Raw genomic sequence first — 24,015 nt, 5'->3', positions numbered from 1 at the left:
TGAGGCGTCCTGTAAAACTTACAGGACGCTTTTTTGATGGCTTTTGGGTTAAAATCATTCTTTTTTAACGCAGACGGAATACAGCTTCATGAGCACGGATGATTTACTGAAACCGCACCGAGATGCTATTGACAGCATCGACCAAACCATTTTGAGTTTGTTAAATGAACGTGCCGCCCATGCACGCGCTATTGGGGAATTAAAAGGCAGCGGTGTGGTTTACCGTCCTGAACGTGAAGCACAAGTGTTGCGCCGCATTCAAGAGTTGAATGGTGGTTTGGGTGGCTTGTTATCTAATGAGGCGGTGGCACGGTTGTTCCGTGAAATCATGAGTGAGTGTTTGGCGGTAGAGCGCCCATTGACCATCACGTATTTGGGTCCTGAAGGCACGTTCACGCAGCAAGCAGCGAATAAGCATTTCGGTCATGCCGCTCACACGCAACCTTGTGCGACGATAGATGAAGCGTTTCGTTTGGTCGAAGCACGTCAGGCGGATTATGTGGTGGCGCCAGTTGAAAATTCAACCGAAGGCGCAGTGGGTCGCACTTTGGATTTGTTGGTAGCATCGCCTTTGAAAGCTTGTGGTGAAGTGGTTTTGCGCATACACCATCATTTATTGCGCAAAGTGGCGAATCAAGAAGGCATTACCAAAGTGTATGCGCATGCTCAAGCTTTGTCGCAATGCCATGAGTGGTTGAATAAAAATTTGCCTAGCCATGTGGCGCGTGTGGCAGTTGCTAGCAATGCACGTGCGGCGCAATTGGCAGCTGAAGATGAAACGGCAGTGGCGATTGCTTCTCAAGCGGCGGCAGAACGTTTTGAATTGTGTAAATTGGCTTCTAATATTGAAGATGAGCCGAATAACACCACCCGTTTTTTGGTGTTGGGTCACCAAACCACAGGTGCCAGCGGCATAGACAAAACGTCTTTGATTGTCTCAGCACCCAATAAAGTGGGTACGGTACATGAGTTGCTACATGCTTTGTCTGAGAACGGTGTGTCTATGAGCAAATTGGAAAGCCGTCCATCCAAAGTGGGTTTGTGGGAATATGTGTTTTTCATTGATGTGGAAGGCCATGTAGAAGACGAACATGTTAAAAATGCGTTGGCAGATTTACAAGAGCGGGCGGCATTCTTGAAAATTGTGGGCGCTTATCCTAAGGCGGTATTGTGATGCAAAAAATTGCAGTGTATTGCGGCTCAAATTTTGGTGAATCCAAAAATTATTTTGATGCGACGCAAGAGTTAGGACGCTTGTTGGCTGAGCAAAATTTGGGCTTGGTGTATGGCGGTGGTAAAGTGGGTTTGATGGGTACGATTGCCGATGCGGTTTTGGCACATGGTGGTCATGTCACTGGCGTGATTCCAACTTTTTTGCGTGAGTTGGAAAAAGCGCATGATGGTTTGAGTGAGTTGATTGAAACGCCTGATATGACCGTACGCAAACAAGAAATGATTGTTCGAGCCGATGCGTATATTGCCATGCCCGGTGGCGTGGGGACGTTTGAAGAATTGTTTGAAGTGTTGTCTATGGGACAATTGCGTTTGCAACAAAAACCGATTGGTTTGTTGGACGTGGATGGTTTTTATCAGCCCTTATTGGCTTTGATTGAGCAAGCCATCACATCGGGTTTCATGCCTGAAAGCAATCGCACATTGATGGTGGTCGACAGCAATCCGCAAACTTTATTAGACAAGATGCGTGCTTATGAGCCGGTGTACACACAAAAATGGCATCAGCCACAATGGATGCAAGATTGAAATCGGTTTGGATTGCAGGGGCGGGCTATTTGGGTCGCCCTTTGGCGCAGCAATTGGCAGCGCAAGCGTATCGCATTGTTGCCAGTAGCCGCCATGAATTAAGCGGTGTGAATTGGCATTATTGGGATTTTCAGGCCGCTTTGCTTGTGCAAGATTTTCAACAAACAGATGTGTGGGTGGTGTTGTTGCCGCCATCTGGGGCGGTGGATTATGTGGCGAAGATGCACGCTTTGTGTGAGCAAGCGCAAGCGGCAAACATTCGCCATGTGGTTTATACTTCCTCTACTTCGGTGTATGGCGATGCCGCGCGGGTCTGCGATGAACGCAGTCCCATTGCACCGCAAACCGAATCTGCGCGCAAAATAGCAGCTTGTGAAAACATTTGGTTGCAAAGTGGTTTGCCACATATCAGCGTGTTGCGTTTGGGCGGCCTGTATGATGATGAACGCCATCCTGCCAAGCGTTTGAGTGGGCGCGTGGACATTGCGGGCGGCAATCAAGTGGTCAATGTCGTACACCGTCAACACGCTATACAAGCTTTAATCGATGTGGTGCAACAGCCGAAAGAGTCTGTTTTGAACATTGTCGAACGCGGGCATCCGACCCGTGCCGAGTTTTATACCGCAGAGGCGGCTCGTTTGGGTTTGCCTGTGCCTGTTTTCAATGTCGATGATGCCCACCGTGGTAAAGTCATTGTCAGTTGCCATCAGCACTGGTCATTTTAAAGGAATCTCAAGATGTGGATCAGTCATGCGCTCATCAATCATTTGTTGTTACAACAAGAGCATTTAAAACAAGCATTCAGCTTTTTAGCAGGACGCAGCTTGCGTTTGACTGCTTTGGGTGTGAATGTGGACATGCTCATTGGTGAAGAAGGTTATGTCCATACATTGCCTGCCGAAATAGCCACCGAATGCCATATCACCATACAAGGCGATGCATGGAGCAAATTGTTGCAATCGAAAGCGTTGGGCGTGGGCGATATCAGCATTGATGGCGATGCAGATTTGGCGATGCAAGTATTGGCGATTTTCAGTCAATTGGAATATGAGCCATATGTTGATGCCACACGTTTGTTTGGCAATACGATGGCGAGCCATTTGGATCATACCGCCAAAACCTTGGTTGCCAATGTGCAAGCGATGGTGGCGCGAGTAGAAGGTGAAGTGAAAGATTTTATGTTGGAGCAAAATGCGCCTGTGGTGTCGGCAGCGCAATGGCAACAACACAGCGAAGCGATTGATGCTTTGCGCGATGATGTGGCACGCTTGCAAGCGCGTTTGCATCGTCTTCAATAATTTACAGGACGCTTAAACGCGCGGTTTGGAATGGCTTTATGAAGTGGTTGAAACGTTTTCATTTGATTGTGCATACGGTTTGGTATTTTGGTTTGCTGCAATTGCTCGATGGACAATTGCGTCATCCGTTGTTGCGTTGGTTGATGGGCATTGTGCCACAATCGCAAGCGAGCCAAACGCACAGCAATCCTGTGCGTTTGCGTTTGGCTTTGGAAAAATTGGGACCGATTTTTGTCAAACTCGGACAAGTGTTATCGACCCGTCCTGATGTGATTCCTGCCGAATACAGTGTGGAATTGGCAAAATTGCAAGACCGTGTGCCTGCATTTGATGGTGGCGTGGCGATTGCGCAAATTGAACAAGCGTTTGGCAAACCTTTGGAACAAATCTATTACCAATTTGAACGTGAACCTGTCGCCAGTGCTTCGATTGCGCAAGTGCATCAAGCGTATTTGTTTGATGAGGCAGGCGGTCAAGGGGTGCAAGTGGCGGTCAAAGTTTTGCGTCCTGATATTGCGCCTGTGATTGAGCAAGATTTGGCTTTGATGCATTTTGCGGCAGGTTGGATAGAGCGTTTGTTTAAAGATGGCAAGCGTTTGAAGCCGCGTGAAGTGGTGGCGGAGTTTGACAAATATTTGCATGACGAATTGGATTTGATGCACGAAGCGGCCAATGCCAGCCAATTGGGTCGAGATTTTGAAAACAGCAACATGTTGATTGTGCCGAAAGTGTATTTTGATTATTGCAGCCGCACGGTGATGACGATGCAATGGATGAACGGCACGCCGATTTCAGACATCGCCACGCTCAAAGCCAAAGGCATAGATTTAAAACAATTGGCACGTTTTGGTGTGGAAATTTTCTTCACGCAAGTGTTTAAAAATGGCTTTTTCCATGCTGACATGCATCCGGGCAATATTTTTGTGGCGGATGATGGGCGTTATATTGCGTTGGATTTTGGCATTGTCGGCAGCTTGAACGAATACGACAAACGTTATTTGGCGGTCAATTTTTTGGCGTTTTTCAATCGCGATTATCACCGTGTCGCCACTGCACACATTGAATCGGGTTGGGTGCCTGCTGATACGCGTGCCGAAGAATTGGAAGCGGCAGTGCGAACCGTGTGCGAGCCGATTTTTAACCGTCCTTTGTCGCAAATTTCGTTTGGCTTAGTGTTGATGCGTTTGTTTGAAACCAGTCGCCGTTTCAATGTCGAGATTCAGCCGCAATTGGTGTTGTTGCAAAAAACTTTGCTCAATATTGAAGGTTTGGGCAGACAGCTAGACCCTGAACTGGATTTGTGGGCGACGGCAAAACCGTTTTTGGTCAATTGGATGAATGAGCAAATGGGTTTGAAAGCCTTGCGCAAAAATTTGATGAAAGAAGCACCCGATTGGGCGAATATCTTGCCAAGCTTGCCACGCAAAATCAACGATATTTTGGAACAGCAAAGCCGCAGCAACAGTTCTGAAAGCCTGTACAAACAATTGCGCAATCAGCAAGTTTTGTTGGTGATTTTGGTCTTGTTGGTCGGTGTGTTGGTATTCAAAGTGTGATCGGGTTTTGATGTTGGTTTCAAGCGTCCTGTCAATGTTTACAGGACGCTTATTTATGGATTACAGCAGTGTTTGGAATTTAAGTCAGATGGTTTTAAAGTGGAACCAACTGACATGATTGGATTTTAAAAACAGATGTGTTGGCTCATGTCCCCAAATAGGCGGCATATGGTCTCCAATAATCATGACTTCAGTACCTTGCATATTAGGGTGTTTTAGCAAATTAGAGAGGTTGTCAAAAAATTGGGTATGCAACATCAAGTTACGACAAAGATCACCATTGGTTTGTAAGCCAAATTGACTACAATTAAAGCGGTGATTAACAATGTCATCTTGCGAAAAAGGTGAATGCGAGGTTAAGGTTAACCAATAAAAAAATAAGGGCTGTTCTGTATTTTTGCCAAACTCTTCAATAATGATTGGCTTTAGAGCGTTGTCGCAAGTACCTTTAAAAGCAGTACAACGTTCTAATTGCAGCAAATGTTCGTTGAAAATGAGTTTGTCAAAACCAGCTTTGGGATACCAAGACTGACGGTCATATAAAATACTAGTAGCCCCATGTAGAGCAATGGTGCGATAACCTTGTTGTTTAAGTTGGTTAGGCAAACAATGGGTAAATGGATTGTGGGTTAATTTGCGAAAAGCATAGCCATTTCTTACATCCAAACGGCAAAGTTCTCGCAGTTCTGCTTGTACAGTAGCACCTTTGAAATCAAATGAACCTTGTTTGAAAAATTCAAATTGATGTTGTTGTTTCAAAGTTGCTAACATGGTGTCTTGTATGCCTTGCATACGTACACTACGAGTTATTGTCAAATCTGGTGTATGGCATTCAGGCCGCTTTCTCTGTTGATTGCTCGTCTTCCTGCTTGCCATCTTTGAAGATGACGTTGTTGACCACCAAGGTCAATAAGTTGAATCCTTGAATCCGGCGCCAACGCTTTTGGGCCGTTTCCAATAATTTGTACACCATCGCCAAAGTGGTTTCTCTGGAACCGCAGTTTTTAGCCCGCTTACTACGCAATCGTACGGTAGCAAACGTGGATTCAATCGGGTTGGTGGTGCGGATGTGCGTCCAATGCACATTTGGAAAGTCATAGAATGCCAATAACTCTTCTTCATCCTTCACCAGTTTGTTAATGGCTTTGGGGTATTTGTCACCAAAGCGAGCCACTGTTTGTTTGAAGGCTTGTTCTGCACTTTCTTTGGTTTCGGCCATCCAAATTTCTTTCAAAGCCTCTCGCAATTTGCCTTGTACCGATTTGGGTACGGCTGCCAACACATTGGCCGTTTTGTGCACCCAACAGCGCTGATGTTTGGTGTCTGGATAAGACTTGGCCATGGCATTCCAAAAGCCCAACGCACCATCGCCGACCGCCAATTTTGGACTGGTTTCCAAACCCCTCAAACGCAAGCCTATCAACACTTCTGACCAACTGACTTCAGATTCCCGATAACCATCTTCAACCGCCACCAACTCTTTATGTCCTTGATCAGTCACACCAATGATGACCAGCAAACACAGTCTATCGTCCAATCGCACATTGCTGTAAATGCCATCGGCCCACCAATACACATAGCGTTTGCCCTTTAAATCCCGCTGGCTCCATTGCCGATGTTCGTCCGTCCAATGTTGCTTCAAACGACTGATGGTATTGGCTGACAAGCCTTTGGCCTGCTCTCCCAATACAGCCGCCAAAGCTTGTTGGTGGTCACCTGTGGAAATGCCTTTCAAATACAGCCATGGCAGCAATTCTTCGATGCTTTTGGTACGTTTCAAATAAGGCGGCAACAATTGACTGTTGAAACACACACCGTCACCACTGCGATCTCGTACCTTCGGCACTTTCACCTGTACATCACCAATGCCAGTCTGCACTGTTCGTTCCGGCAAATAACCATTTCTGACCAATGCTTGGCGACCATCGGGAAGTTTCTTGGGTGAGTGTTGCTCCAGCAAAATCTGCAATTCGGTTTCAACTGCTTTGGCAATCAACTCCCTGGCTCCCTGACGCAGCAAATCGGTCAATGGGTCATTGAATGTTTGCTGTGGTTGTACGAATGCATTTGGGTTAGAATCAGTCATGGCGTATTCCTTTTGTTGGTTGAAATCTTTGGTCGGAAATCAATCAACAGGATACGCCTTCTTCATTTGTTCGTCATACACCAGAAATGACTATAGCTCGTACACTACCCAATGATTCGGCTACTATATACAGAATTTTTTTTGAAGGTGGATTTTTTAATTGCTCTTGGGCATTTTTTTGTGAAGGTTGTATAGGTATTAACTCAGGTTCTTTGAGCATGCTTTGATGGAAAGACACATCTTGGTTTTGGTATAACAAAGCACTCACACCATGTGCGATATAATAATTATTTCGCCCCATGAGGCTGCTTTTATATTGATCATAACGGAAATCTAATGCCATATAAGCGAAGCCTAATAACAATAGAATGCTGGCGAATGTATACGTTTGGTGGAAGTATGATGTACTTTTACATGTAAAGAGCAGCCATGCTAACCATACAGTGAATAAAACTCCAATTAATATCAAATATCGTATGGGAGCAGTGGGAATAAAAGGTGCGAAATAAATTAAGGTGCTTAAATCTAAAAATGGAAAAATCTGAATGCTTAAAGCCAGCGCATCCAGTAAAAAAGCGATACCAACGCTGATTAATCCTAAGCGGCGTAATAAAGGCGAGGATAACAACAACAACAATAAGCCAAAAAGGTAGTCTAGATTGATAATCGGACGTGCTAAATTGTTAAACCATGCAATGCTTAAAAAAAAGATATTTGGCAGAATAATCCATAAAACCAAAAAAATGAGTTGCTTAGTAGTGATATGGGGTAAGCTGAATTTACGACTTAATAAGGTGGGTAAATGCATGAGTGGCAATATGTCGAATAAATTTTTAGGTGACAAAAAATAGATTGTTAATAAGCAAAACTGGCAGCAATCTACAATGAAAAAAGCGTGTAAATGATTACACGCTTGTCTAAAATACTTATTTAGAATTAAGAGCCTGAGCCTGAGCCTGCTGCACCAGTACATTCAGTAGGTTTGAACTTCTCTTTGAAGTTTGAACCGCCTGCAATAACACAAGTCCATGCGCCGTCAGCTGCACGAGTCAACGTCATGGTTGCGCCAGTGATGCCTGAGTTAGCACTTCCGTCGAAAGTAGCTTGCAAATTACCAATACCAGTAGCAGGTAAGTTCTCAGCCAAAGTCATCAAGTTTGAAGAGTCAGCTTTAACACCGATGTAGCCATCAGCTGCTGGGTCTGTAATTTGAGGATCACGACCTTCAAACAACTCTACGTCAGCCAAGCGAGAAGCGTTTTTCATTTCAGAGTAAACGCGAGTAACTTGTGATTTGGTGATGTAATCTTGGTACATAGGCAATGCGATGGCAGCCAAAATACCGATAATCGCGATTACGATCATCAACTCAATTAAGGTAAAACCTTGTTGTAATGATTTCATTGTTGTCTCCTGGAAAAAGGTAAACGGTTAATTTAATTTTTAGCAAATTTTATATTTATGCTAATTATTAAGTTTGTAGCTCGCAATTTTGAACATTGAGGGACTGATCCCATTGGTCATTTGCGGATGGATTATACACGCATTTCCATTCATTATTGATTATGGATAATCTAAGTTTGACATTTTGCAAGCTTGGTACGGCTTTTTGGTTAAATGTCACTTCCAATGATTCAAAATTACCTTGCGCATTTTCAATAATGTGTGGGTTATATATCAAATCTGACTGTGGTTTGTCTTTATCTAAACCAATATATTCGTAAAAAGTACCTTGAGCAGTCAACGAACCTTCTTTATCAGGTTCTAATGTCGGTTGATTGCCTTGTGACAAAATACTGTTGATATTAGTACGTGCTACTGTCAGTTCGTATACCACTCGTGTAAATTGTGTTTTTGCGATGTATTTTTGGTACATTGGCAAAGCAACTGCAGTAATAATACCAATTATTGCAATAACGACCATCAATTCAATCAGGGTAAAGCCATGTTGGCGTTGTGTTTTCACTTTCATGATGCAAATCCCGAGATGTGTGATGATTGTTGTTTTTTGTCATTGACTCCACTATAAAGCTAAATTTTAAATATTTTAGGTTAAATTGATTAAAGGGCTTTTGCAGGTGTTAAACGGTATTTATGTCAAACAAATTATGCCAAAGCTCTATAACATTCTGATAATTCATCAGTAAACTTGAGTCCACTATAATTTCGGAATGGTCTTTTAGGTTGCTTAAGTGCTGAACGCGTCGATAATGGCGATAAGCGGTCTGTGCTTGCTCGGCCAATTTGACCGAAATCAAATTTTCAGCCGCAGCCATGCCAAGCAGCGCAATGTTGCCATAGTTTTGTGTCAGTTGTGGGAAAGTATGGGCATGGGCTAACACCAAGTATTGCACCATGAATTCCACATCCACAATGCCACCACGCGCGTATTTGACGTTGTTTTCAAGCGGCGGATGCGTTGGCAGCATTTTGTCACGCATGGCGACAATCTCGGTTTTCAAAGTTTTGACATCGCGCGATTGGGTTAAAATTTGATGGCGAATGTCTTCAAACATGTGTCCAACGGCTTCATCACCACAGACAAAACGTGCGCGGGTTAAGGATTGGTGCTCCCAAGTCCATGCTTTTTCCAATTGGTATTTGCGAAAAGCGTCTACCGATACGCCAATTTGTCCTGCATCGCCATCAGGGCGCAAACGCAAATCCACATCGTACAGGCCGCCTGCTGCGGTGGTGGCTGAAAGCCATGTGGTCAAACGGGTAATCAAGCGGCTGTAATTGGCGTAAGCATCCGGATGTGCATCGTCGTAAATGAACACCAAATCCAAATCAGAGGCATAAGCCAGCTCTTTGCCACCGAGTTTGCCATAGCCGATAATGGCGATTTTGGGTGTTTCGGTGTGGGTGTTTTTCAGGCCGCTCCATAAGTGTTGTAAGGCGCTGCTTAACACGCAATCTGCCAACAACGACAATTCGTCTGAAATGGCTTCTACCGTCCACAAATTGTCCAAGTCTTGTACCGCCAAGCGAAAGACTTGTGAGTGTTGGTAGTGGCGCAAAGCATCCATTTGCGCTTCCACATCGCCATGACACGCACACAAATTGGCATTGAGTTCTTGGCAAGATTTTTGCCAATCGTGTTCTTTCACCCACAATTGCTTGCCCAATAAATCGTCCAATAAAATCGGATGGCGCATCAAATAATCCGCCAACCATTGGCTGTCCCCAATAATGTGCGCCAAACGCTTTAAGGCTTCGGGCTTTTCTTCTAGCAAAGCCAAATAAGACGAGCGGCGATTGATGGTATCGACAAAGTCCAACAGGCGAATCAAGGTTTTGGTGGCATGGTCGGTAGCGGAGGCGGCAGCAAACAAATGCGGCATCAATTTTTGTACCCGAGTTTGAGCGGTATTGCTCAAATGACGGTAGCGGCTGCTTTGGTAAATGGTTTGTAGACGGTTGATAATGGTATCGGCTTCAAAACCTTGTTGGTTTAAAAACTCACGCAGTTGAACATGATGGTCATCTACCGATTCTTCCCAATTGTATGTATCCAGTGGGGTTTGGGTATCTTGTTCGTCAGGATTGCCCAAAACTTGCACAAAAATGCCATTCACAAATTGGCGATGTTCGTTTAAAGCGTCCTGAAAGCTTGCATAAGTGTCAAAACCCATGCTTTGCGCCAATAAGATTTGTGTGTGTTCTTGCTCTGGCAGGGTTTGGGTTTGTTGGTCGTCCCAATATTGCAAACGGTGCTCGGTATCACGCAAAAAGCGATACGCTTCCAGCAATTTATCGCTGGTTTTGTGTTCTAAAATACCCAATTGGCTTAGGAGTGTTAACGTACCTTGCGTGTCTTTGCGCTGTAATTGGCGTACCCGACCACCGCGGATTAATTGAAAAATTTGGGCGATGAATTCTACTTCGCGTATGCCACCCGCACCGAGCTTGATATTGTCAGTCATGCCTTTTTTGGTGACTTCTTGGCGAATTTGGCTGTGCAAAGAGCGCATGCCTTCATAAGCATCAAAATCCAAATATTTGCGATACACAAATGGTCGCACCAAATTGGCAATGTCGTTTTTGCCTGCGGTGATAATGCGTCCTTTGATCCAAGCATAGCGTTCCCATTCACGTCCTTGGGTAATCAAATAACGTTCTAAAGCACTTTCGCTTAAGACCAAAGCGCCCGATTCGCCATCAGGACGCAAGCGCATGTCCACGCGGAATACTTGCCCTTCAGCAGTCAAATCATTGAGCAAAGCAATGATTTTTTGTCCGACTTTGGTAAAAAATTCAACATTGCTACGTGGGCGTTTGCCTTCGGTTTCGCCACTTTCAGGAAACACAAAAATCAAATCAATGTCAGACGAGACGTTCAACTCATAACCGCCCATTTTGCCCATGCCAATGACAGTCAACTCTTGCACTTCACCGCTCATGCTGCCAATAGGCTGGCCATACATATGTTGGTAATGATGGTGAGCATAATTTGAGGCAATATTGACGGCAAAGTCGGCAAAAATAGTGATGCTGTTGGTCACTTCGCTCAACGGTGCCAAACGACACAAATCCCGAGTCATGATTTGCACCATAACATGACGACGCAAAATGCGCAGTTCTCGAGCCAGAGCCTCTTCGTTGCGAGCCTCTATCCACTCTTGCCACGGGGCAAATTGTTCAAAATCGGTGAGGCTTAAAGGTCGTTGTAGCCATGCATCTAAACAATCGACATGCAAACGCTGATTGTCTAATTGCCTTTGTAGATAAAGAGAATAAGGGCGGGCTTGGTCTAAGTATTGAGTGCTCATGATGTTGGCTGCATAATTGGTGCAATGCAGCTATCATAGCGATTTTAAAGATGGCTGAACAGTTTCTTATTTAACTTCAAAGGATGTGGGATATGACCATTACAGTGGCGGCGATTCAAATGGTGTCCACCACCGACCCTGAGCAAAACATGGCAACGGCACAGCGTTTGCTCGAACAAGCCGCGGCTCAAGGGGCGCAATGGGCGTTATTGCCCGAATATTGGCCGATTATGGGGCGCAAAGACACCGATAAAGTGGCGTTTGCCGAAGAGTTTGGTGCAGGCGCATTGCAAACGTTTTTGTCTGAAACTGCCAAACGCTTGGGCATGGTTATCATCGGTGGCACGATTCCCTTGCAAAGCGAAGCCGACGGCAAGGTGTTGAACACAATGTTGACATATGATCGTGAAGGCAAGCTGATAGGTCGTTACGACAAAATGCATTTGTTTGGTTTTCAAGGTTTGGGTGAATCTTACCAAGAATCGGACACGATTTTGTCGGGTTCGGACATTCCCAAATTGGAAATAGATGGCATCAGTGTGGCGCAAGGCATTTGTTATGATGTGCGTTTTCCTGAGTTTTTCAGGGCGCAATTGCCGTTTGATGTGTTGTTATTGCCTGCGGCATTCACCCACACCACAGGACAAGCGCATTGGGAATTGCTATTGCGAGCGCGAGCGGTTGAGAATCAGTGCTATGTGTTGGCGTGTGGGCAAGGCGGGACGCATGAAAGTGGGCGCAAAACTTGGGGACAATCGATGTTAATCGATCCTTGGGGCGAGATTGTCAATCAATTGGCGAACCACGAAGGCATCGTCATGGGCGACATTGATTTACAAAAAGTCAAATCCATCCGCAGCAAATTGCCAGCTTTAAGACACCGTTGTTTGTAAAAGGTTGGTTTTAAGCGTCCTGTAAAAGTTTACAGGACGCTTGTTGATTTAAAATCTGATTTTGATTTAAAAAAGCTATGTTGTCATCGCATTTATGCGCCGATGAAGTCGGTGGCGTTTGTTACAATGCGGCATTCAACTGAGAAAAAGGATGCTGCCAATGAGTTTGTATTATGTGATTTCGCCTGCGAAAAACTTGGATGAAGCCACGCCTGTTCCTGTAAAAACGCACAGCAGCATTGCTTTTGCCGATGACACTCAAATGTTGATGGATGTTTTACAGACCTTGTCGCCACAAGATATTGCCAAATTGATGGGCGTGTCGGACAAAATCGCCCGTTTGAATGTGGAACGCAATGGACAGTTTCAATTGCCAATCACTTTGGACAATGGCGGCAAACAAGCTTTGTTTTTGTTCAAAGGCGATGTGTACGAAGGCATGGATGCTTATCATTTGGCGCCTGAAGCGTTGGCGTATTTGCAAGAGCGTTTGGGGTTGTTATCGGGTTTGTATGGTTTGTTGCGACCATTGGATTTGATGCAAGCGTATCGTTTGGAAATGGGTACGGCTTTGAAAAACCCTCGTGGCGACAATTTGTACCAATTTTGGGGCAAGCGCATCACTGCTTTGCTCAATGAGCGCATGGCGCAAGCGGGCGCGACGGCATTGGTGAATTTGGCGTCACAAGAGTATTTTAAATCTGTGCAAGAACGTGATGTGAATGTGCCGATTATCACGCCTGTGTTCAAAGACGAGAAAAACGGTCAATACAAAATCATCAGTTTTTATGCCAAACGTGCGCGTGGCTTGATGGTGAAATATGCATCAGAACGCCAAATTCAAAATGTGGAAGATTTAAAACAGTTTGATTTGGAAGGTTATCAATATTGTGAAGTGGATTCAAATTCAAATACTTGGGTATTTAAGCGTCCTGAAGGTGTAAAATAATTCAGATTTTGATGCAAAAAATGCTTGCCAAGTTATTTTTTGTAACGTAATATGCGTTTCTTCAAAGACGGAAGCGTGGCAGAGCGGTTGAATGCAACGGTCTTGAAAACCGTCGAGGGCTTATACCCCTCCGTGAGTTCGAATCTCACCGCTTCCGCCAATATTAAAAAACAAGCCCTTGTGTATGCAAGGGCTTGTTTTTTTGTGTCTTTCTTCAATAAATATGGTCATGTTTGTGCGTTTTACAGGCCGCTGCCATGATGCATTTGCCGCTTTGAATGTCCACGTATTTTGCTACTGAATCCATCAATTTGAGTATATTGCTCCAAATCTTCTTCATAACTAAAACCATTGGCCGATTGTTGGCTTTTTTTGAGGTGTGAAGATACTTATTTACTTGTGTGATTTTTGTGATAAATTATATGAACAACAAATATTTACATGTTAAATGTATTTTAATTTGGCATTGAAATACTCATTTTTGAATCGTTTTCAGAGGAGTGGTTTGTATGCGTCGTTTGCCTGTTTATATTTTAGTAGATACTTCTGGCTCCATGCATGGGGAGCCGATTGAAGCGGTTCGCAATGGTTTGCAAGTGTTGATTTCTTCATTGCGCCAAGACCCATATGCCTTAGAAACCGCTTATATTTCCGTGATTACTTTCTCCAGCTCCGCCGAACAATTGATTCCACTGACAGAATTGATGCATTTTCAAATGCCCGAAATCAAAGCCAGTGGCACAACGGCTTTGGGTGGTGCGTTGACACTGTTGGCACAGTGCGTGAAAACAGAAGTACAAATGGGCAATGCCGAACAAAAAGGCGATTGGAAGCCTGTGGTGTTTTTATTGACCGATGGCGCACCAACCGATGATATCAATCAAGGCATTAGCAGTTTGCAAACCATCAAAACAGGAACGTTTGTCGCCTGTGCGGCAGGACCTTCAGTAGACACGTCCACATTAAAACGCATTACAGAAACTGTGGTGTCTTTGGACACTGCCGATGCCAATTCTATCAAGGCATTTTTTAAATGGGTGTCTTCTTCTATTTCTGTGTCCAGTCAAAAAATTGAACAAGGTGGCAAAGAGGTTGCTGGTTTAGATGAATTGCCGCCACCACCGCCTGAATTGAATGTGGTGTTGTAATCATGGCCATCAGTTTAAGAAAAGGCGAAGGGGTCAACCTGCGCAAAGAGTCGGGCTGGAATCTTAAAAAACTGACCATAGGCTTGGGCTGGGACGTGTCAGGTCAAAATTCTGATGCTTATGATTTGGATGCGATTGCTTTTGTGTGTCGGGAAGATGGTCGCGTTTATGATTTGGGCGCACTCAATGAAAAAGGCAAGCCCACTTTGGTCGGTGGTGATGTGGTGTTTTATAACAGCTTAAACCATCCTTCTGGTCATATTCAGCTCAGCGGTGACAATCGCACCGGTAGCGCAGGTGCTGATGCCGAGCAAATTACAGTGGCTTTGGAAGCATTGCCTGAACGTTTTGGCAAGATTGTTTTTGTGGTGGCAATCCACAATGCCAAAGCTTTGGGGCAATCGTTTGGTGCTGTGAACAATGCCTATATTCGGGCATTAGACGGCAATGGTTCGGAAATTTGCCGTTATCACATCAGCAAAGAGGCGGGACATGAGCGTTATTGCAGTTTGACGTTTGCCGCAGTGGAGCGCAAAAGTGGGGTGTGGTCGTTTCAAGCTGTGGGTCAAATGCATGAAAGCGATCGGTTTATTGATATTTTGAAAACCTATTTGCCCAATGCTCAATGAGCGCCATCAAGCGTCCTGTAAATGTTTTTAAGCGCAATGGTGTGGGTGTGTTTCAATCAATAAGGAGGTTTCATGGGTAGACGTTTACTGACTTATGTGTGTATTGATACTTCAGGCTCTATGCGTGGCGAGCCGATTGAGGCTGTCAATACCGGTTTGCAAGCTTTATTGGCTTCATTGCGCCAAAATCCTTATGCGTTGGAATCGGTGCATTTGAGCATTGTGACATTTGATTCTTTCATCAAAGAAGTATTGCCGATGACGCCATTAGAACAAGTGGTGTTGCCTGAAATCCAATGTCCCGAGTCAGGGGCGACGTTTTTGGGTGAGGCGATGGAATACATTGCGCAAGCAGCAACTCAAAACCGACGTTTGTCCACTGCAGAACAAAAAGGCGATTGGCAGCCGATTTTGATTGTGTTGACCGATGGCAAGCCAACGGATTTGTTGGTGTATTCTGAATCGATTCCTAAAATCAAAGCTTGTGGTTTTAGCAGCATTGTCGCGTGTGCGGCAGGGCCGAAAGCCGATGCTTCTTTCTTGCAAAAATTGACACCTACCGTGGTGAGCTTAGACACGATGGATGCCAATGCTTTTGCCAAATTCTTTCAATGGGTCTCCGCTGCTGTGGGTTCACGCAGTACCAGTATTGGTACTGCCAGCAGCAATGATTTGCCTCCACCGCCACCTGAAATCAATATTGTATTTTAATCTTCTTAATGAAGGAGATGGGTATGCGTCGCTTACCGATATTTCTTGTGATAGACGTTTCAGAAAGCATGATGGGCGATAATTTGCGCTTGATGCAAGAAGGCATGGATCAATTGACTCGTTCTTTGCGTCAAGATCCGTATGCTTTGGAAATGGCGTATTTGTCTGTGATTGCTTTTGCAGGGCAGGTCAAAACATTGGCTCCGTTAACGGAGCTGATTTCTTTTTATCCGCCTCGTTTGCCGTTGGGAGCGGGTTCTTCTATAGGCAAGGCTTTGAATTACACTATGGATGAAATTCAGCGGCAAGTGGTGTGCGGCAGTGCTACGCAAAAAGGCGATTTTAAGCCCGTGGTATTTTTGATGTCAGACGGTGGCAGTACCGATGCTACGGAGATGGCTGTGGCCAAATGGGAGCGGCAATTTAAAAATAAAGCCACTTTGGTCTCTTTAGGCATTGGACCGTATGCGCAATTGTCATTTCTCAGCGCTATCAGTGAGCAGGTTTTGCGTTTAGAACAATGTTCAGAACAAGATTTCAAACAATTCATCGCTTGGATCAGTGCTTCGGTGTCGTCACGCAGCCGCAGCATTGGTTTGAGTCAGGAAGTGGATGTTGGCGTGGATTTGGAAAAGCCTCACCATCCTATGCTGACTTTGGTGAAAACTTTACAGGACGCTGTGGGCATAGATGAAAACTATGTCATTTTGTCGGGGCTGTGTCAGACAAGCAAATTGCCGTATTTGATGAAATATGAAAAATTGGCAGCTGAATATCAGTCCTCATACGATGAAGCGCAATACCAATTTACAGGTGTGTATGCTGCCCAAAAAGATTATTTTGAGTGGTCTGATGAGCGGCAAAACTTCAACACCATTCATGTCGGAGCTTTGAGTGGTGGTTGTGGTTGCCCGCATTGTGGGGCTGCGTATGCTTTTGCGACTTGTTCGTGTGGACAAATTTTTTGCGTCGAGGGTGATGGTGAGGTGCAATGCCCTGGCTGCGAGAAATATGTGTATATGGGTCATAGTGATGGTGATTATGAGGTTACACGTTCTAGGGGTTGATCAATGTTTCCTGAGATAAAATTTAAAATTGTTCTTACCAAAGAAGCAACAGAGGCTTGGACTTCTGAGCAAGAGGCTTTGCTTGAGCATTTTTGTCATCAAGACGATGTGTTGGCAGGCATGCAAAAACTAGAAGCATGGCTGGCGTGTGCTTGGGATAAAAAGATGCGGGTGATGGAATGCCACGATGTGTTTGGAGCGCATTTGGAACAGACGATGGCGGATTCGTCTGTGGGCGACGGTAGTCTGAGTATAGAAAATGTGCCAGAAACCAATATAGCTACGCCTGAGCCTGTGAATATTGCCAATGTGAGCGATGCGCATGGCGGTGAGGAGGGGCATACATCGCAAGATGGTGGTGATGTGCTGAGTGTATTTGATGATGATGACGATTTGCCTGCTCCAGTACAGAAAGCCCTTGTGCAGACGCCAAAGCAAGCTTATGAAGACCAGCAGGCTCAATCACATGGTGGTGAAGAAAACAATGAATCTAGCCAGTATCAAATATGTTTGGCTTCTTCAGATGAAATAGTCCACTTACCACAAGAATCTGTTGTCACCGCCTCGATAAGGACTATAGAAAACCATCTGCCCTTAGACACTGAGGTTGTTCTGACAGATGCTCAATCCGTGATTTTAAACACATCTGAAAGTCCGCCTGATATGTTGCCGCTATTCAAGAAGACTCATACACCCACTATCACTCAGGCTTATCGTGTGGTTTTGCCTAATGCCAAGCAAGGTGAGGCGTATGCCAAACCATTGCAGTTTGAGCCTGATGTGGCTTATGTGGTGAGAGAAATAGAATTTAGTCCTGAGTGTGGACTGTCTTGGAATGCAGATACCTTGCAATGTGAGGGTGTACCTGATATCAGTGGTGATGTCTTGGTGAAAATATGGTGGCATCCGTTAGAGAGTGAGCAACATGAGTTGAGTCAGACTCAAATTTACATCAATGCGGACCCAAAATCATTGTGGAAAAATATCCCTTCTGATTCGCAAACTTTGTTTTGGAAGGAAGATGAAGCGAGCTTGGGCTTGGATGGCGATCAATACCATTTGTTGGCTGCGCGTGTACGTGGTCGTTCGCATGCACATGTGGGCAGTTGTTGTGATGATGATTTTGCCATGGCGCGTTTTGTGATTAATGAAGCATATCCAGCGTATGTGGTGACGGTGTCTGATGGGGCTGGTAGTGCAGCGTTTTCACGCTTAGGTTCTAAGCTGGCGGTGGATGCGGTGGTCAAAAGTCTGTCAGAAACTTTGCAATCTCCAACCAGCATCGACTATATCCAAAAACAATTACAGAACGATGCATCGGATGAATCTTGGCAGGAATATGTAGAGCAAAGATTAAGTCGTGCTGCTTATAAAGCATTTGAAGCACAATACCATGCGTTTAAAGATGAGCATCCTGAAATCATCAGCGATATCAAACAATTGTCTAGTACTTTGTTAATGGGTTTTGGGATTGTTTTACCCAATCATAAAACATTGGTGGGTGCGTATTGGATTGGTGATGGCGTGGTGGCTTTGTACCATCCGAATGCCAAAGTTGATGTTATGGGCGAAGCAGACAGCGGTGAGTTTTCAGGACAAACCCGTTTTTTAAGCAAAGATGATGTCATAGACCATGACAGTTTGATTGCGCGCATTCAATACCGTGTGCTTGAAGGTGAGCATGCGTTGATTTTGATGACAGATGGTGTGTCCGATCCCAAGTTTGACAGTGAACAAGCCATGTTAGAAGTTCAGCCGTGGCAGAGGTTGTGGTATGAGTGGCAAGAAGCATGTCGCGATGCGAGTAATGCCTCCGAAGCGGCCGCTGCTTTGCAAGCGTGGTTAAATTTCTTCTCGCCTGGCAATCATGACGATCGCACGTTGGCGATTGTCAGCGCACCTTGGTATCCACACAATGAAACGGTGGCAACATGAGCAATATTGTGACTTTAACAGCCAGCGACGGCTCTAGTGTGAAATTTATTGATGAAATCAAAGCACAAGGCGGGATGAAAGATGTAATGTTCTCGCCTGATGGCAAATACGTGGTGGCGTTTTTTCGTGAACCTGCCGACAATGCGACCAAAGAGCGTTTATTGATGATTACAGGCAGCTATCGGGAGCGCATTTTCAATCAAGAAGGCGGTGAGTATTTAAAAAATCTGTATTGTTGGCCCACTTCAGTGGTGGAACACAATGGCAAATTGGGCGTGGTCGTGCCATTTTACCGTGATTGTTTTTTCTTTGATTATGGCAGTCGCAATGATGATATGTTGAATATCAAAGGCAAAGACAAAGACGGTAAATGGTTTGCCTCAGCCAATAATCGCAATAAGTTTTTAGATCCACGCGAATTGGGCGACTGGATGACGCATTTGAAAGTCTGCATTATGTTAGCGCGGGCGGTGCGTCGCATGCACATGGCAGGTTTGAGTCACAGTGATTTGGGATATAAAAATTGCTTGATAGATCCGACTACAGGTCAAGCGTGTTTGATTGATATTGATGGTTTGGTCGTGCCAGGTAAGCATCCGCCCACTGTGGTGGGGACACCTGATTTTATTGCGCCTGAAGTGGTTGCCAGCAGCCATTTGGCCAAAGATGATCCCAATCGGAAATTGCCTTCTCGTACCACGGATTTACATGCTTTGGCAGTGCTCATTTACATGTATTTGCTCTATCGTCATCCACTGCGTGGTGACAAAATTCATGATATGGATGACTCTCAAAAAGACGAAGAATTGTCTATGGGTTTGAAAGCGTTGTTTGTCGAACATCCTAAAGATGCTTCCAATCGCATCAAAACTCAAAATATCCGTGCTAGTGAATTGCCTTGGAAAGACACCGCAAAAATTCCTTATACGGTGACAGGACCTTATTTGTCACGTTTGTTTGAGCGCACGTTTGTGGATGGTTTACACCATCCTGCGCAGCGTCCAACGGCAGACGAATGGGAACAAGCTTTGGTCAAGACGGTTGATTTACTGCAACCTTGCACCAATATACAATGTGAGCAAAAATGGTATGCGTTTGACAATACCAATTCACCCAAATGTCCATTTTGTGGCACACCGCATCAAGGCAAATTGCCTGTTTTGAATTTGTATTCTTCGTCTAGAGAAGGGTCGTTCCGACCTGATAACCATCGTATTATGGTTTACAGTGGTCAATCTTTGTTTAAGTGGCATGCCAATGGGCAAGTGTTTCCGAATGAAAAACTGAGCCGTGAAGATGCCAAGCGCGTGGGTTATTTTGTTTTGCATCAAGGTCATTGGTATTTGGTCAATGAGACTTTAACCGATATGGTAGATGTATTGACCAAACAGCCCATACCGATAGGTGGCAAAGTTGCTTTGGTGGAAGGCGCTCAAATTTTATTGTCAAAAGCCACTGGTGGGCGACTTTTGATGGTACAAATGGCCGGTCATTGACACTATAAAGCGTCCTGTAAAACCAGGTGTATGTGGGTATAAGCTTAATCTATTCAGAAAGTGACAACGATGGCTGAACATTTTGGTTTTCCTCTTGAGGCAATCATCATTTTTTTTACGGTGATTGCATTGTCTGTGTATTTGGATTTGTTTGCGCATCGCAAGGTGAAAGACATTACGGTCAAAGATGCCGCGCTGTGGTCGGTGTTTTGGATAGGATTGGCACTCGCATTTTATGCATATTTGTGGCTGCGCTTTGATGCGTATTGGGCCAATATGTATATGGCAGGTTATGTTTTGGAAAAAACCCTTTCCATTGACAACTTGATGGTCTTTATGGCTATTTTTGCTTCGTTTGGCATCAAAGGACATTTACAACATCGCATTTTGTATTGGGGCATTATTGGTGCTTTGGTGTTTCGTGCCATTTTTGTGGTCATCGGTACGGGTTTGTTTATGGCCAGTCCGTGGGTGGGTTTCTTGTTTGCGGCATTTGTGATTTGGAGTGCGGTGAAGATGTTGCAAAGTGGTTCAGAAGAAGAGGAAATTGAAGACTATTCTGACCATTGGAGCGTGAAAATCACACAAAAAATAATGCCAGTTTATACCAAACTGGTAGGTGAAAAATTCATTGTCAAACACCATGAATTGAGTGAAGAACAATTGGCATCTGTCACGCGCAAAGGAGCACGCTACGCAACACCTGCTTTATTGTGTTTGATGGCGATTGAAACCTCTGACATTGCCTTTGCATTTGATTCTGTACCCGCTGTGATTGCGGTGACACAAGAGCCTTTGTTGGTGTATGCGGCGATGATTTTTGCCATTTTGGGTTTGCGCAGTTTGTATTTTGTCTTGGCTGCTTTGACCAAATATTTGGTACATTTGGAAAAAGCGGTGATTGTGTTATTGTTTTATATTGGCGTTAAAATGGCTTTACAAGCTTCTGATGCGGTGTTTGGTACGGGTTTACACATTGCACCAAGTGTTAGTTTGATGATTGTATTGGGTGTTTTGGCTTTAGGGGTGGTGACATCATTGATGTTTCCAGGCAAAAAAGAAGCCGAAGACGGCAATAAACAAGATTGATTTAAGGGAGCAAGCGATATGGCAGTTACCTTACAAAAAGGTCAAAACATTTCTTTATCCAAAACCGATCCTAGTTTACATCGGGTATTGATTGGTTTAGGGTGGGATGCACGCAGCAGCGATGGCAATGATTTTGATTTGGATGCATGTGTGTTTTTGGTGCAAGAAAATCAAAAAGTGCCGAATGACGATCATTTTATTTTCTACAATCAATTGGTTTCACCTTGTGGCTCTGTGCAGCACACGGGCGACAATTTAACTGGCGATGGCGATGGTGATGATGAATCGTTATTGGTAGAGTTAGGCACCATATCCAATCACATCGATAGCTTGGTCATTACAGTGACGATACACGATGCTGACGTTCGAGGCCAAAATTTTGGTCAAGTACGCAATGCTTTTGTGCGCTTGGTCAATGATGAAAGCCAAGTTGAAGTATTGCGCTTTGATTTGAGTGAAGATTACAGCACTGAAACCGCAATGGTTTTTGGTGAAATTTATCGCCGCAATGGTGAATGGAAATTTCGCGCCATTGGTCAAGGATACAATGGCGGGTTATATGCTTTGTGCATGCAATACGGTGTGCAAGTAGCTTAAGTAATAGCAATCTTTATGATGCATTATTGATGAAATTAGGAGAAATAACATGGCAATTAGTTTGCAAAAAGGCGGCAACATCAGTTTGTCTAAAGAAGCACCTACGATGACCAAAATGATTTTGGGCTTGGGTTGGGACGTTCGTGCAACCGATGGCGCTGCTTTTGACTTAGATGCCAGCGCTTTCTTATTGAGTGCTTCAGGTAAAGTGCGTTCTGATGCGGACTTTATTTTTTACAATCAAGCCAAATCAGCCGATGGTAGCGTAGAACATGCTGGTGATAACCGCACTGGCGCGGGTGATGGCGATGATGAAAGCATTATTGTTGATTTGACTCGCGTTCCAAGCGATGTTGAAAAAGTGGCTGTGGCGGTGACCATTCACGATGCAGAATCTCGCAATCAAAACTTCGGTCAAGTATCGAGTGCTTATGTGCGTTGCGTGAATGAAGCGAACAATACCGAAGTGGCACGCTTTGATTTGTCAGAAGATGCTTCGGTTGAAACAGCCATGATTTTTGGTGAGATTTACCGTCACAATGGTGAGTGGAAATTCAAAGCCATTGGTCAAGGTTTTAAAGGCGGCTTAGGGCCTTTGGCGCAAAACTACGGTGTGAATATCTAAAAATACCGATGCCAACGCCTTGTGAATGACAAGGCGTTTTTTACATGATGATGTGTACGGGAAAGAATATGCCAACATTGACGATTGTTGGGGAAATAGACCCATTTTTGCATGTGAATTTGCAACGTGGTGAGTCTATCTCTTGTGAAAGTGGCGCCATGGTCATGATGGAGTCTGGCTTAGAACTTACAGGCCGCATGCAAGGTGGCTTTTTGGGTGCTTTGACACGGACTTTGGCCAATGGTGAAAGTTTTTTCCAGCAACATATTGAAGCAACTGGTGACAGTGGCGATTGTTTGTTGGCCCCTGTTATGCCCGGAGGCATGCAGATTTTGGATGTTGGTACGGAGCAATACAATCTTTCCGATGGTGCGTTTGTGGCGTGTACGTCCAAAGTCGATGTCAAAGCACAGATGCAAAGTATAGGAACAGCCTTGTTCGGCGGAACCGGTGGCTTTTTAATTGGTAAAACCAGTGGCCATGGGCAAGTGGTTGTGAATGGTTTTGGCAGCTTGTTTATATTGGACGTTGTACCAGGCAAAGAGACCACTGTGGATAATGGCCATGTGGTGGCGTGGGATGCAAGTTTACGCTATGAAATATCTGTGAGTACCAGTCAAAGTCGTGGTATGTTGGGCAATTTGATGAACAGCGTGACCAGCGGAGAAGGCATGGTATTGAAATTCTCAGGGCAAGGAAAAGTGGTGATTTGTTCCAGAAATCGCAGTAGTTTTGCTGGCTGGATGCGCCAAGAAATCAGCGCATAATTAATAAAATGCTTATTGAATGAGGAAAAATCATGGCAATTAATTTACAAAAAGGTCAAAAAATCTCGCTTGAAAAAGAAGCAGGTTCATCATTAAACCAAGTGGTCATGGGTTTGGGATGGGATGCGCTTAAGAAAAAAGGCTTTTTTGGCTTTGGCGGCGGCAGTCAAGACATTGATTTGGATGCATCTTGCTTGATGTTTGATGAGAACAAACAAGTGGTTGATGTGGTTTGGTTTCGCCAATTGCAAAGCAAAGATGGCAGCATTCGCCACACAGGTGACAACCGCACGGGTGACGGTGATGGTGATGACGAGCAAATCGTGGTGATGTTGAATCAAATTCCTGCGCAGGTTAAATCTTTGGTGTTTACGGTAAACAGCTTTACTGGTCAAGATTTCAGCCAAGTGGCCAATGCGTTTTGCCGTTTGATCAATGGCGACAACCAACAAGAAATTGCCCGTTATGATTTGTCTGTACAAGGCAACCATTCTGCGCAAATCATGGCCAAATTGTATCGCCACAATGGTGAATGGAAAATGCATGCGATGGGTGAAAACTCAACAGGTCGCACTTTCCAAGATTTGGTTCCGCAGATTTTGCCGCATTTATAAGCCACAATGAAATAAGATGTGA

General features: G+C 44.6%; 25 protein-coding genes and 1 tRNA gene. 19 read left to right on the top strand and 7 right to left on the bottom strand.

Translation table 11 applies throughout. The features are described from left to right. Positions 1-88: 88 nt before the first annotated feature. The 5 genes from pheA to ubiB are packed head-to-tail and all read left to right on the top strand — an operon-like array spanning position 89 to position 4,615. Positions 89-1,174, top strand: a complete 1,086-nt coding sequence (gene pheA / locus ADP71_RS08965) for a prephenate dehydratase (protein WP_019957205.1) — start codon at positions 89-91, stop codon at positions 1,172-1,174. Then, a complete protein-coding gene (locus ADP71_RS08960) occupies positions 1,174-1,761 on the top strand; it encodes a TIGR00730 family Rossman fold protein (RefSeq protein WP_019957206.1) in 588 nt (195 codons plus the stop codon). Before pheA ends, ADP71_RS08960 begins: the two co-directional genes overlap by 1 nt. After that, complete coding sequence (locus tag ADP71_RS08955; RefSeq protein WP_171461094.1) at positions 1,746-2,486, top strand: NAD-dependent epimerase/dehydratase family protein; 741 nt, start codon at positions 1,746-1,748, stop codon at positions 2,484-2,486. The genes ADP71_RS08960 and ADP71_RS08955 overlap by 16 nt, the downstream gene beginning before the upstream one ends. Before the next feature lie 12 nt (positions 2,487-2,498). After that, complete coding sequence (locus ADP71_RS08950; protein WP_171461093.1) at positions 2,499-3,059, top strand: ubiquinone biosynthesis accessory factor UbiJ; 561 nt, start codon at positions 2,499-2,501, stop codon at positions 3,057-3,059. 38 nt (positions 3,060-3,097) lie between these two features. Continuing rightward, a complete protein-coding gene (gene ubiB, locus ADP71_RS08945; RefSeq protein ID WP_171461092.1) occupies positions 3,098-4,615 on the top strand; it encodes a ubiquinone biosynthesis regulatory protein kinase UbiB in 1,518 nt (505 codons plus the stop codon). Between the two features lie 84 nt (positions 4,616-4,699). On the opposite strand, the gene ADP71_RS08940 is transcribed toward ubiB, so the two are convergent. The 6 genes from ADP71_RS08940 to glnE all read right to left on the bottom strand — a co-directional run bounded on the left by ADP71_RS08940 (position 4,700) and on the right by glnE (position 11,473). Then, positions 4,700-5,386, bottom strand: coding sequence for a sulfatase-like hydrolase/transferase (locus ADP71_RS08940; protein ID WP_158667226.1), 687 nt, complete (start codon positions 5,384-5,386; stop codon positions 4,700-4,702). A gap of 61 nt (positions 5,387-5,447) precedes the next feature. After that, entirely contained in the window at positions 5,448-6,701 is a 1,254-nt protein-coding gene (locus ADP71_RS08935) for an IS256 family transposase (RefSeq protein WP_104931213.1), read from the bottom strand. A gap of 73 nt (positions 6,702-6,774) precedes the next feature. Further along, positions 6,775-7,509 (bottom strand): hypothetical protein, encoded by a 735-nt coding sequence (locus ADP71_RS08930; protein WP_171461091.1) that lies wholly within the window; start codon positions 7,507-7,509, stop codon positions 6,775-6,777. A gap of 128 nt (positions 7,510-7,637) precedes the next feature. Beyond that, entirely contained in the window at positions 7,638-8,105 is a 468-nt protein-coding gene (locus ADP71_RS08925) for a pilin (RefSeq protein WP_104932025.1), read from the bottom strand. Positions 8,106-8,172: 67 nt separating this feature from the next. Beyond that, positions 8,173-8,673 carry a pilin gene (locus ADP71_RS08920; protein ID WP_019957214.1) on the bottom strand — a complete coding sequence of 167 codons (501 nt, stop codon included), beginning with the start codon at positions 8,671-8,673 and terminating at the stop codon, positions 8,173-8,175. A 109-nt stretch (positions 8,674-8,782) separates the two neighbouring features. Then, entirely contained in the window at positions 8,783-11,473 is a 2,691-nt protein-coding gene (glnE, locus tag ADP71_RS08915) for a bifunctional [glutamate--ammonia ligase]-adenylyl-L-tyrosine phosphorylase/[glutamate--ammonia-ligase] adenylyltransferase (RefSeq protein ID WP_019957215.1), read from the bottom strand. Positions 11,474-11,565: 92 nt separating this feature from the next. Here glnE and ADP71_RS08910 point away from each other — a divergent pair, with 92 nt between their 5' ends. From ADP71_RS08910 to ADP71_RS08900, 3 genes are all read left to right on the top strand, one after another. Further along, positions 11,566-12,366: a carbon-nitrogen hydrolase family protein gene (locus ADP71_RS08910; RefSeq protein WP_019957216.1), complete on the top strand. Its 801-nt coding sequence runs from the start codon at positions 11,566-11,568 to the stop codon at positions 12,364-12,366. A 166-nt stretch (positions 12,367-12,532) separates the two neighbouring features. Next, entirely contained in the window at positions 12,533-13,315 is a 783-nt protein-coding gene (yaaA, locus tag ADP71_RS08905; protein WP_026353372.1) for a peroxide stress protein YaaA, read from the top strand. Positions 13,316-13,384: 69 nt separating this feature from the next. Beyond that, positions 13,385-13,475 (top strand) — tRNA-Ser (locus ADP71_RS08900). A 54-nt stretch (positions 13,476-13,529) separates the two neighbouring features. On the opposite strand, the gene ADP71_RS13135 is transcribed toward ADP71_RS08900, so the two are convergent. Further along, positions 13,530-13,655, bottom strand: a complete 126-nt coding sequence (locus ADP71_RS13135; protein ID WP_257793064.1) for a hypothetical protein — start codon at positions 13,653-13,655, stop codon at positions 13,530-13,532. 169 nt (positions 13,656-13,824) lie between these two features. Here ADP71_RS13135 and ADP71_RS08895 point away from each other — a divergent pair, with 169 nt between their 5' ends. From ADP71_RS08895 to ADP71_RS08845, 11 genes are all read left to right on the top strand, one after another. Beyond that, positions 13,825-14,463, top strand: a complete 639-nt coding sequence (locus tag ADP71_RS08895; protein ID WP_019957219.1) for a vWA domain-containing protein — start codon at positions 13,825-13,827, stop codon at positions 14,461-14,463. Positions 14,464-14,465: 2 nt separating this feature from the next. Beyond that, complete coding sequence (locus ADP71_RS08890; protein WP_019957220.1) at positions 14,466-15,092, top strand: TerD family protein; 627 nt, start codon at positions 14,466-14,468, stop codon at positions 15,090-15,092. 72 nt (positions 15,093-15,164) lie between these two features. Continuing rightward, positions 15,165-15,803, top strand: coding sequence for a vWA domain-containing protein (locus ADP71_RS08885; protein ID WP_019957221.1), 639 nt, complete (start codon positions 15,165-15,167; stop codon positions 15,801-15,803). 23 nt (positions 15,804-15,826) lie between these two features. Further along, positions 15,827-16,870 (top strand): TerY-C metal binding domain-containing protein, encoded by a 1,044-nt coding sequence (locus tag ADP71_RS08880; RefSeq protein ID WP_026353373.1) that lies wholly within the window; start codon positions 15,827-15,829, stop codon positions 16,868-16,870. A gap of 3 nt (positions 16,871-16,873) precedes the next feature. After that, positions 16,874-18,805: a PP2C family serine/threonine-protein phosphatase gene (locus tag ADP71_RS08875; RefSeq protein ID WP_171461090.1), complete on the top strand. Its 1,932-nt coding sequence runs from the start codon at positions 16,874-16,876 to the stop codon at positions 18,803-18,805. Continuing rightward, positions 18,802-20,301: a helix-hairpin-helix domain-containing protein gene (locus tag ADP71_RS08870; RefSeq protein WP_019957224.1), complete on the top strand. Its 1,500-nt coding sequence runs from the start codon at positions 18,802-18,804 to the stop codon at positions 20,299-20,301. Before ADP71_RS08875 ends, ADP71_RS08870 begins: the two co-directional genes overlap by 4 nt. A 69-nt stretch (positions 20,302-20,370) precedes the next feature. After that, a complete protein-coding gene (locus ADP71_RS08865) occupies positions 20,371-21,390 on the top strand; it encodes a TerC/Alx family metal homeostasis membrane protein (protein ID WP_019957225.1) in 1,020 nt (339 codons plus the stop codon). A gap of 18 nt (positions 21,391-21,408) precedes the next feature. Then, positions 21,409-21,987, top strand: coding sequence for a TerD family protein (locus ADP71_RS08860; protein WP_019957226.1), 579 nt, complete (start codon positions 21,409-21,411; stop codon positions 21,985-21,987). A gap of 49 nt (positions 21,988-22,036) precedes the next feature. Next, on the top strand, positions 22,037-22,612 hold the full coding sequence (locus ADP71_RS08855; protein ID WP_019957227.1) for a TerD family protein: 576 nt from the start codon (positions 22,037-22,039) through the stop codon (positions 22,610-22,612). Positions 22,613-22,680: 68 nt separating this feature from the next. After that, positions 22,681-23,379 (top strand): TIGR00266 family protein, encoded by a 699-nt coding sequence (locus tag ADP71_RS08850; protein ID WP_019957228.1) that lies wholly within the window; start codon positions 22,681-22,683, stop codon positions 23,377-23,379. Between the two features lie 32 nt (positions 23,380-23,411). After that, positions 23,412-23,993 (top strand): TerD family protein, encoded by a 582-nt coding sequence (locus ADP71_RS08845; RefSeq protein WP_104932018.1) that lies wholly within the window; start codon positions 23,412-23,414, stop codon positions 23,991-23,993. The last annotated feature ends 22 nt before the right edge of the window (positions 23,994-24,015 follow it).

Source organism: Vitreoscilla sp. C1 (genome assembly GCF_002951955.2).
Classification (GTDB): Bacteria; Pseudomonadota; Gammaproteobacteria; order Burkholderiales; family Neisseriaceae; genus Vitreoscilla; species Vitreoscilla stercoraria.
The sequence above is the reverse complement of the archived record's forward strand: the minus strand, read 5'-3'. Positions and strand labels throughout refer to the sequence as shown.

What these genes read in the sequence shown, in the direction of transcription:
- ADP71_RS08920 (WP_019957214.1), bottom strand. Translation starts at nt 8,673, where the DNA reads ATGAAAGTGAAAACACAACGCCAACATGGCTTTACCCTGATTGAATTG.
- ADP71_RS08895 (WP_019957219.1), top strand. Translation starts at nt 13,825, where the DNA reads ATGCGTCGTTTGCCTGTTTATATTTTAGTAGATACTTCTGGCTCCATG.
- ADP71_RS08950 (WP_171461093.1), top strand. Translation starts at nt 2,499, where the DNA reads ATGTGGATCAGTCATGCGCTCATCAATCATTTGTTGTTACAACAAGAG.
- ADP71_RS08885 (WP_019957221.1), top strand. Translation starts at nt 15,165, where the DNA reads ATGGGTAGACGTTTACTGACTTATGTGTGTATTGATACTTCAGGCTCT.
- ADP71_RS08870 (WP_019957224.1), top strand. Translation starts at nt 18,802, where the DNA reads ATGAGCAATATTGTGACTTTAACAGCCAGCGACGGCTCTAGTGTGAAA.
- ADP71_RS08955 (WP_171461094.1), top strand. Translation starts at nt 1,746, where the DNA reads ATGGATGCAAGATTGAAATCGGTTTGGATTGCAGGGGCGGGCTATTTG.
- ADP71_RS08880 (WP_026353373.1), top strand. Translation starts at nt 15,827, where the DNA reads ATGCGTCGCTTACCGATATTTCTTGTGATAGACGTTTCAGAAAGCATG.
- ADP71_RS08865 (WP_019957225.1), top strand. Translation starts at nt 20,371, where the DNA reads ATGGCTGAACATTTTGGTTTTCCTCTTGAGGCAATCATCATTTTTTTT.
- ADP71_RS08960 (WP_019957206.1), top strand. Translation starts at nt 1,174, where the DNA reads ATGCAAAAAATTGCAGTGTATTGCGGCTCAAATTTTGGTGAATCCAAA.
- ADP71_RS08850 (WP_019957228.1), top strand. Translation starts at nt 22,681, where the DNA reads ATGCCAACATTGACGATTGTTGGGGAAATAGACCCATTTTTGCATGTG.
- glnE (WP_019957215.1), bottom strand. Translation starts at nt 11,473, where the DNA reads ATGAGCACTCAATACTTAGACCAAGCCCGCCCTTATTCTCTTTATCTA.
- ADP71_RS08930 (WP_171461091.1), bottom strand. Translation starts at nt 7,509, where the DNA reads ATGCATTTACCCACCTTATTAAGTCGTAAATTCAGCTTACCCCATATC.
- ADP71_RS08860 (WP_019957226.1), top strand. Translation starts at nt 21,409, where the DNA reads ATGGCAGTTACCTTACAAAAAGGTCAAAACATTTCTTTATCCAAAACC.
- ADP71_RS08845 (WP_104932018.1), top strand. Translation starts at nt 23,412, where the DNA reads ATGGCAATTAATTTACAAAAAGGTCAAAAAATCTCGCTTGAAAAAGAA.
- pheA (WP_019957205.1), top strand. Translation starts at nt 89, where the DNA reads ATGAGCACGGATGATTTACTGAAACCGCACCGAGATGCTATTGACAGC.
- ADP71_RS08940 (WP_158667226.1), bottom strand. Translation starts at nt 5,386, where the DNA reads ATGTTAGCAACTTTGAAACAACAACATCAATTTGAATTTTTCAAACAA.
- ubiB (WP_171461092.1), top strand. Translation starts at nt 3,098, where the DNA reads ATGAAGTGGTTGAAACGTTTTCATTTGATTGTGCATACGGTTTGGTAT.
- ADP71_RS13135 (WP_257793064.1), bottom strand. Translation starts at nt 13,655, where the DNA reads ATGAAGAAGATTTGGAGCAATATACTCAAATTGATGGATTCAGTAGCA.
- ADP71_RS08910 (WP_019957216.1), top strand. Translation starts at nt 11,566, where the DNA reads ATGACCATTACAGTGGCGGCGATTCAAATGGTGTCCACCACCGACCCT.
- ADP71_RS08855 (WP_019957227.1), top strand. Translation starts at nt 22,037, where the DNA reads ATGGCAATTAGTTTGCAAAAAGGCGGCAACATCAGTTTGTCTAAAGAA.
- ADP71_RS08935 (WP_104931213.1), bottom strand. Translation starts at nt 6,701, where the DNA reads ATGACTGATTCTAACCCAAATGCATTCGTACAACCACAGCAAACATTC.
- ADP71_RS08875 (WP_171461090.1), top strand. Translation starts at nt 16,874, where the DNA reads ATGTTTCCTGAGATAAAATTTAAAATTGTTCTTACCAAAGAAGCAACA.
- ADP71_RS08925 (WP_104932025.1), bottom strand. Translation starts at nt 8,105, where the DNA reads ATGAAATCATTACAACAAGGTTTTACCTTAATTGAGTTGATGATCGTA.
- ADP71_RS08890 (WP_019957220.1), top strand. Translation starts at nt 14,466, where the DNA reads ATGGCCATCAGTTTAAGAAAAGGCGAAGGGGTCAACCTGCGCAAAGAG.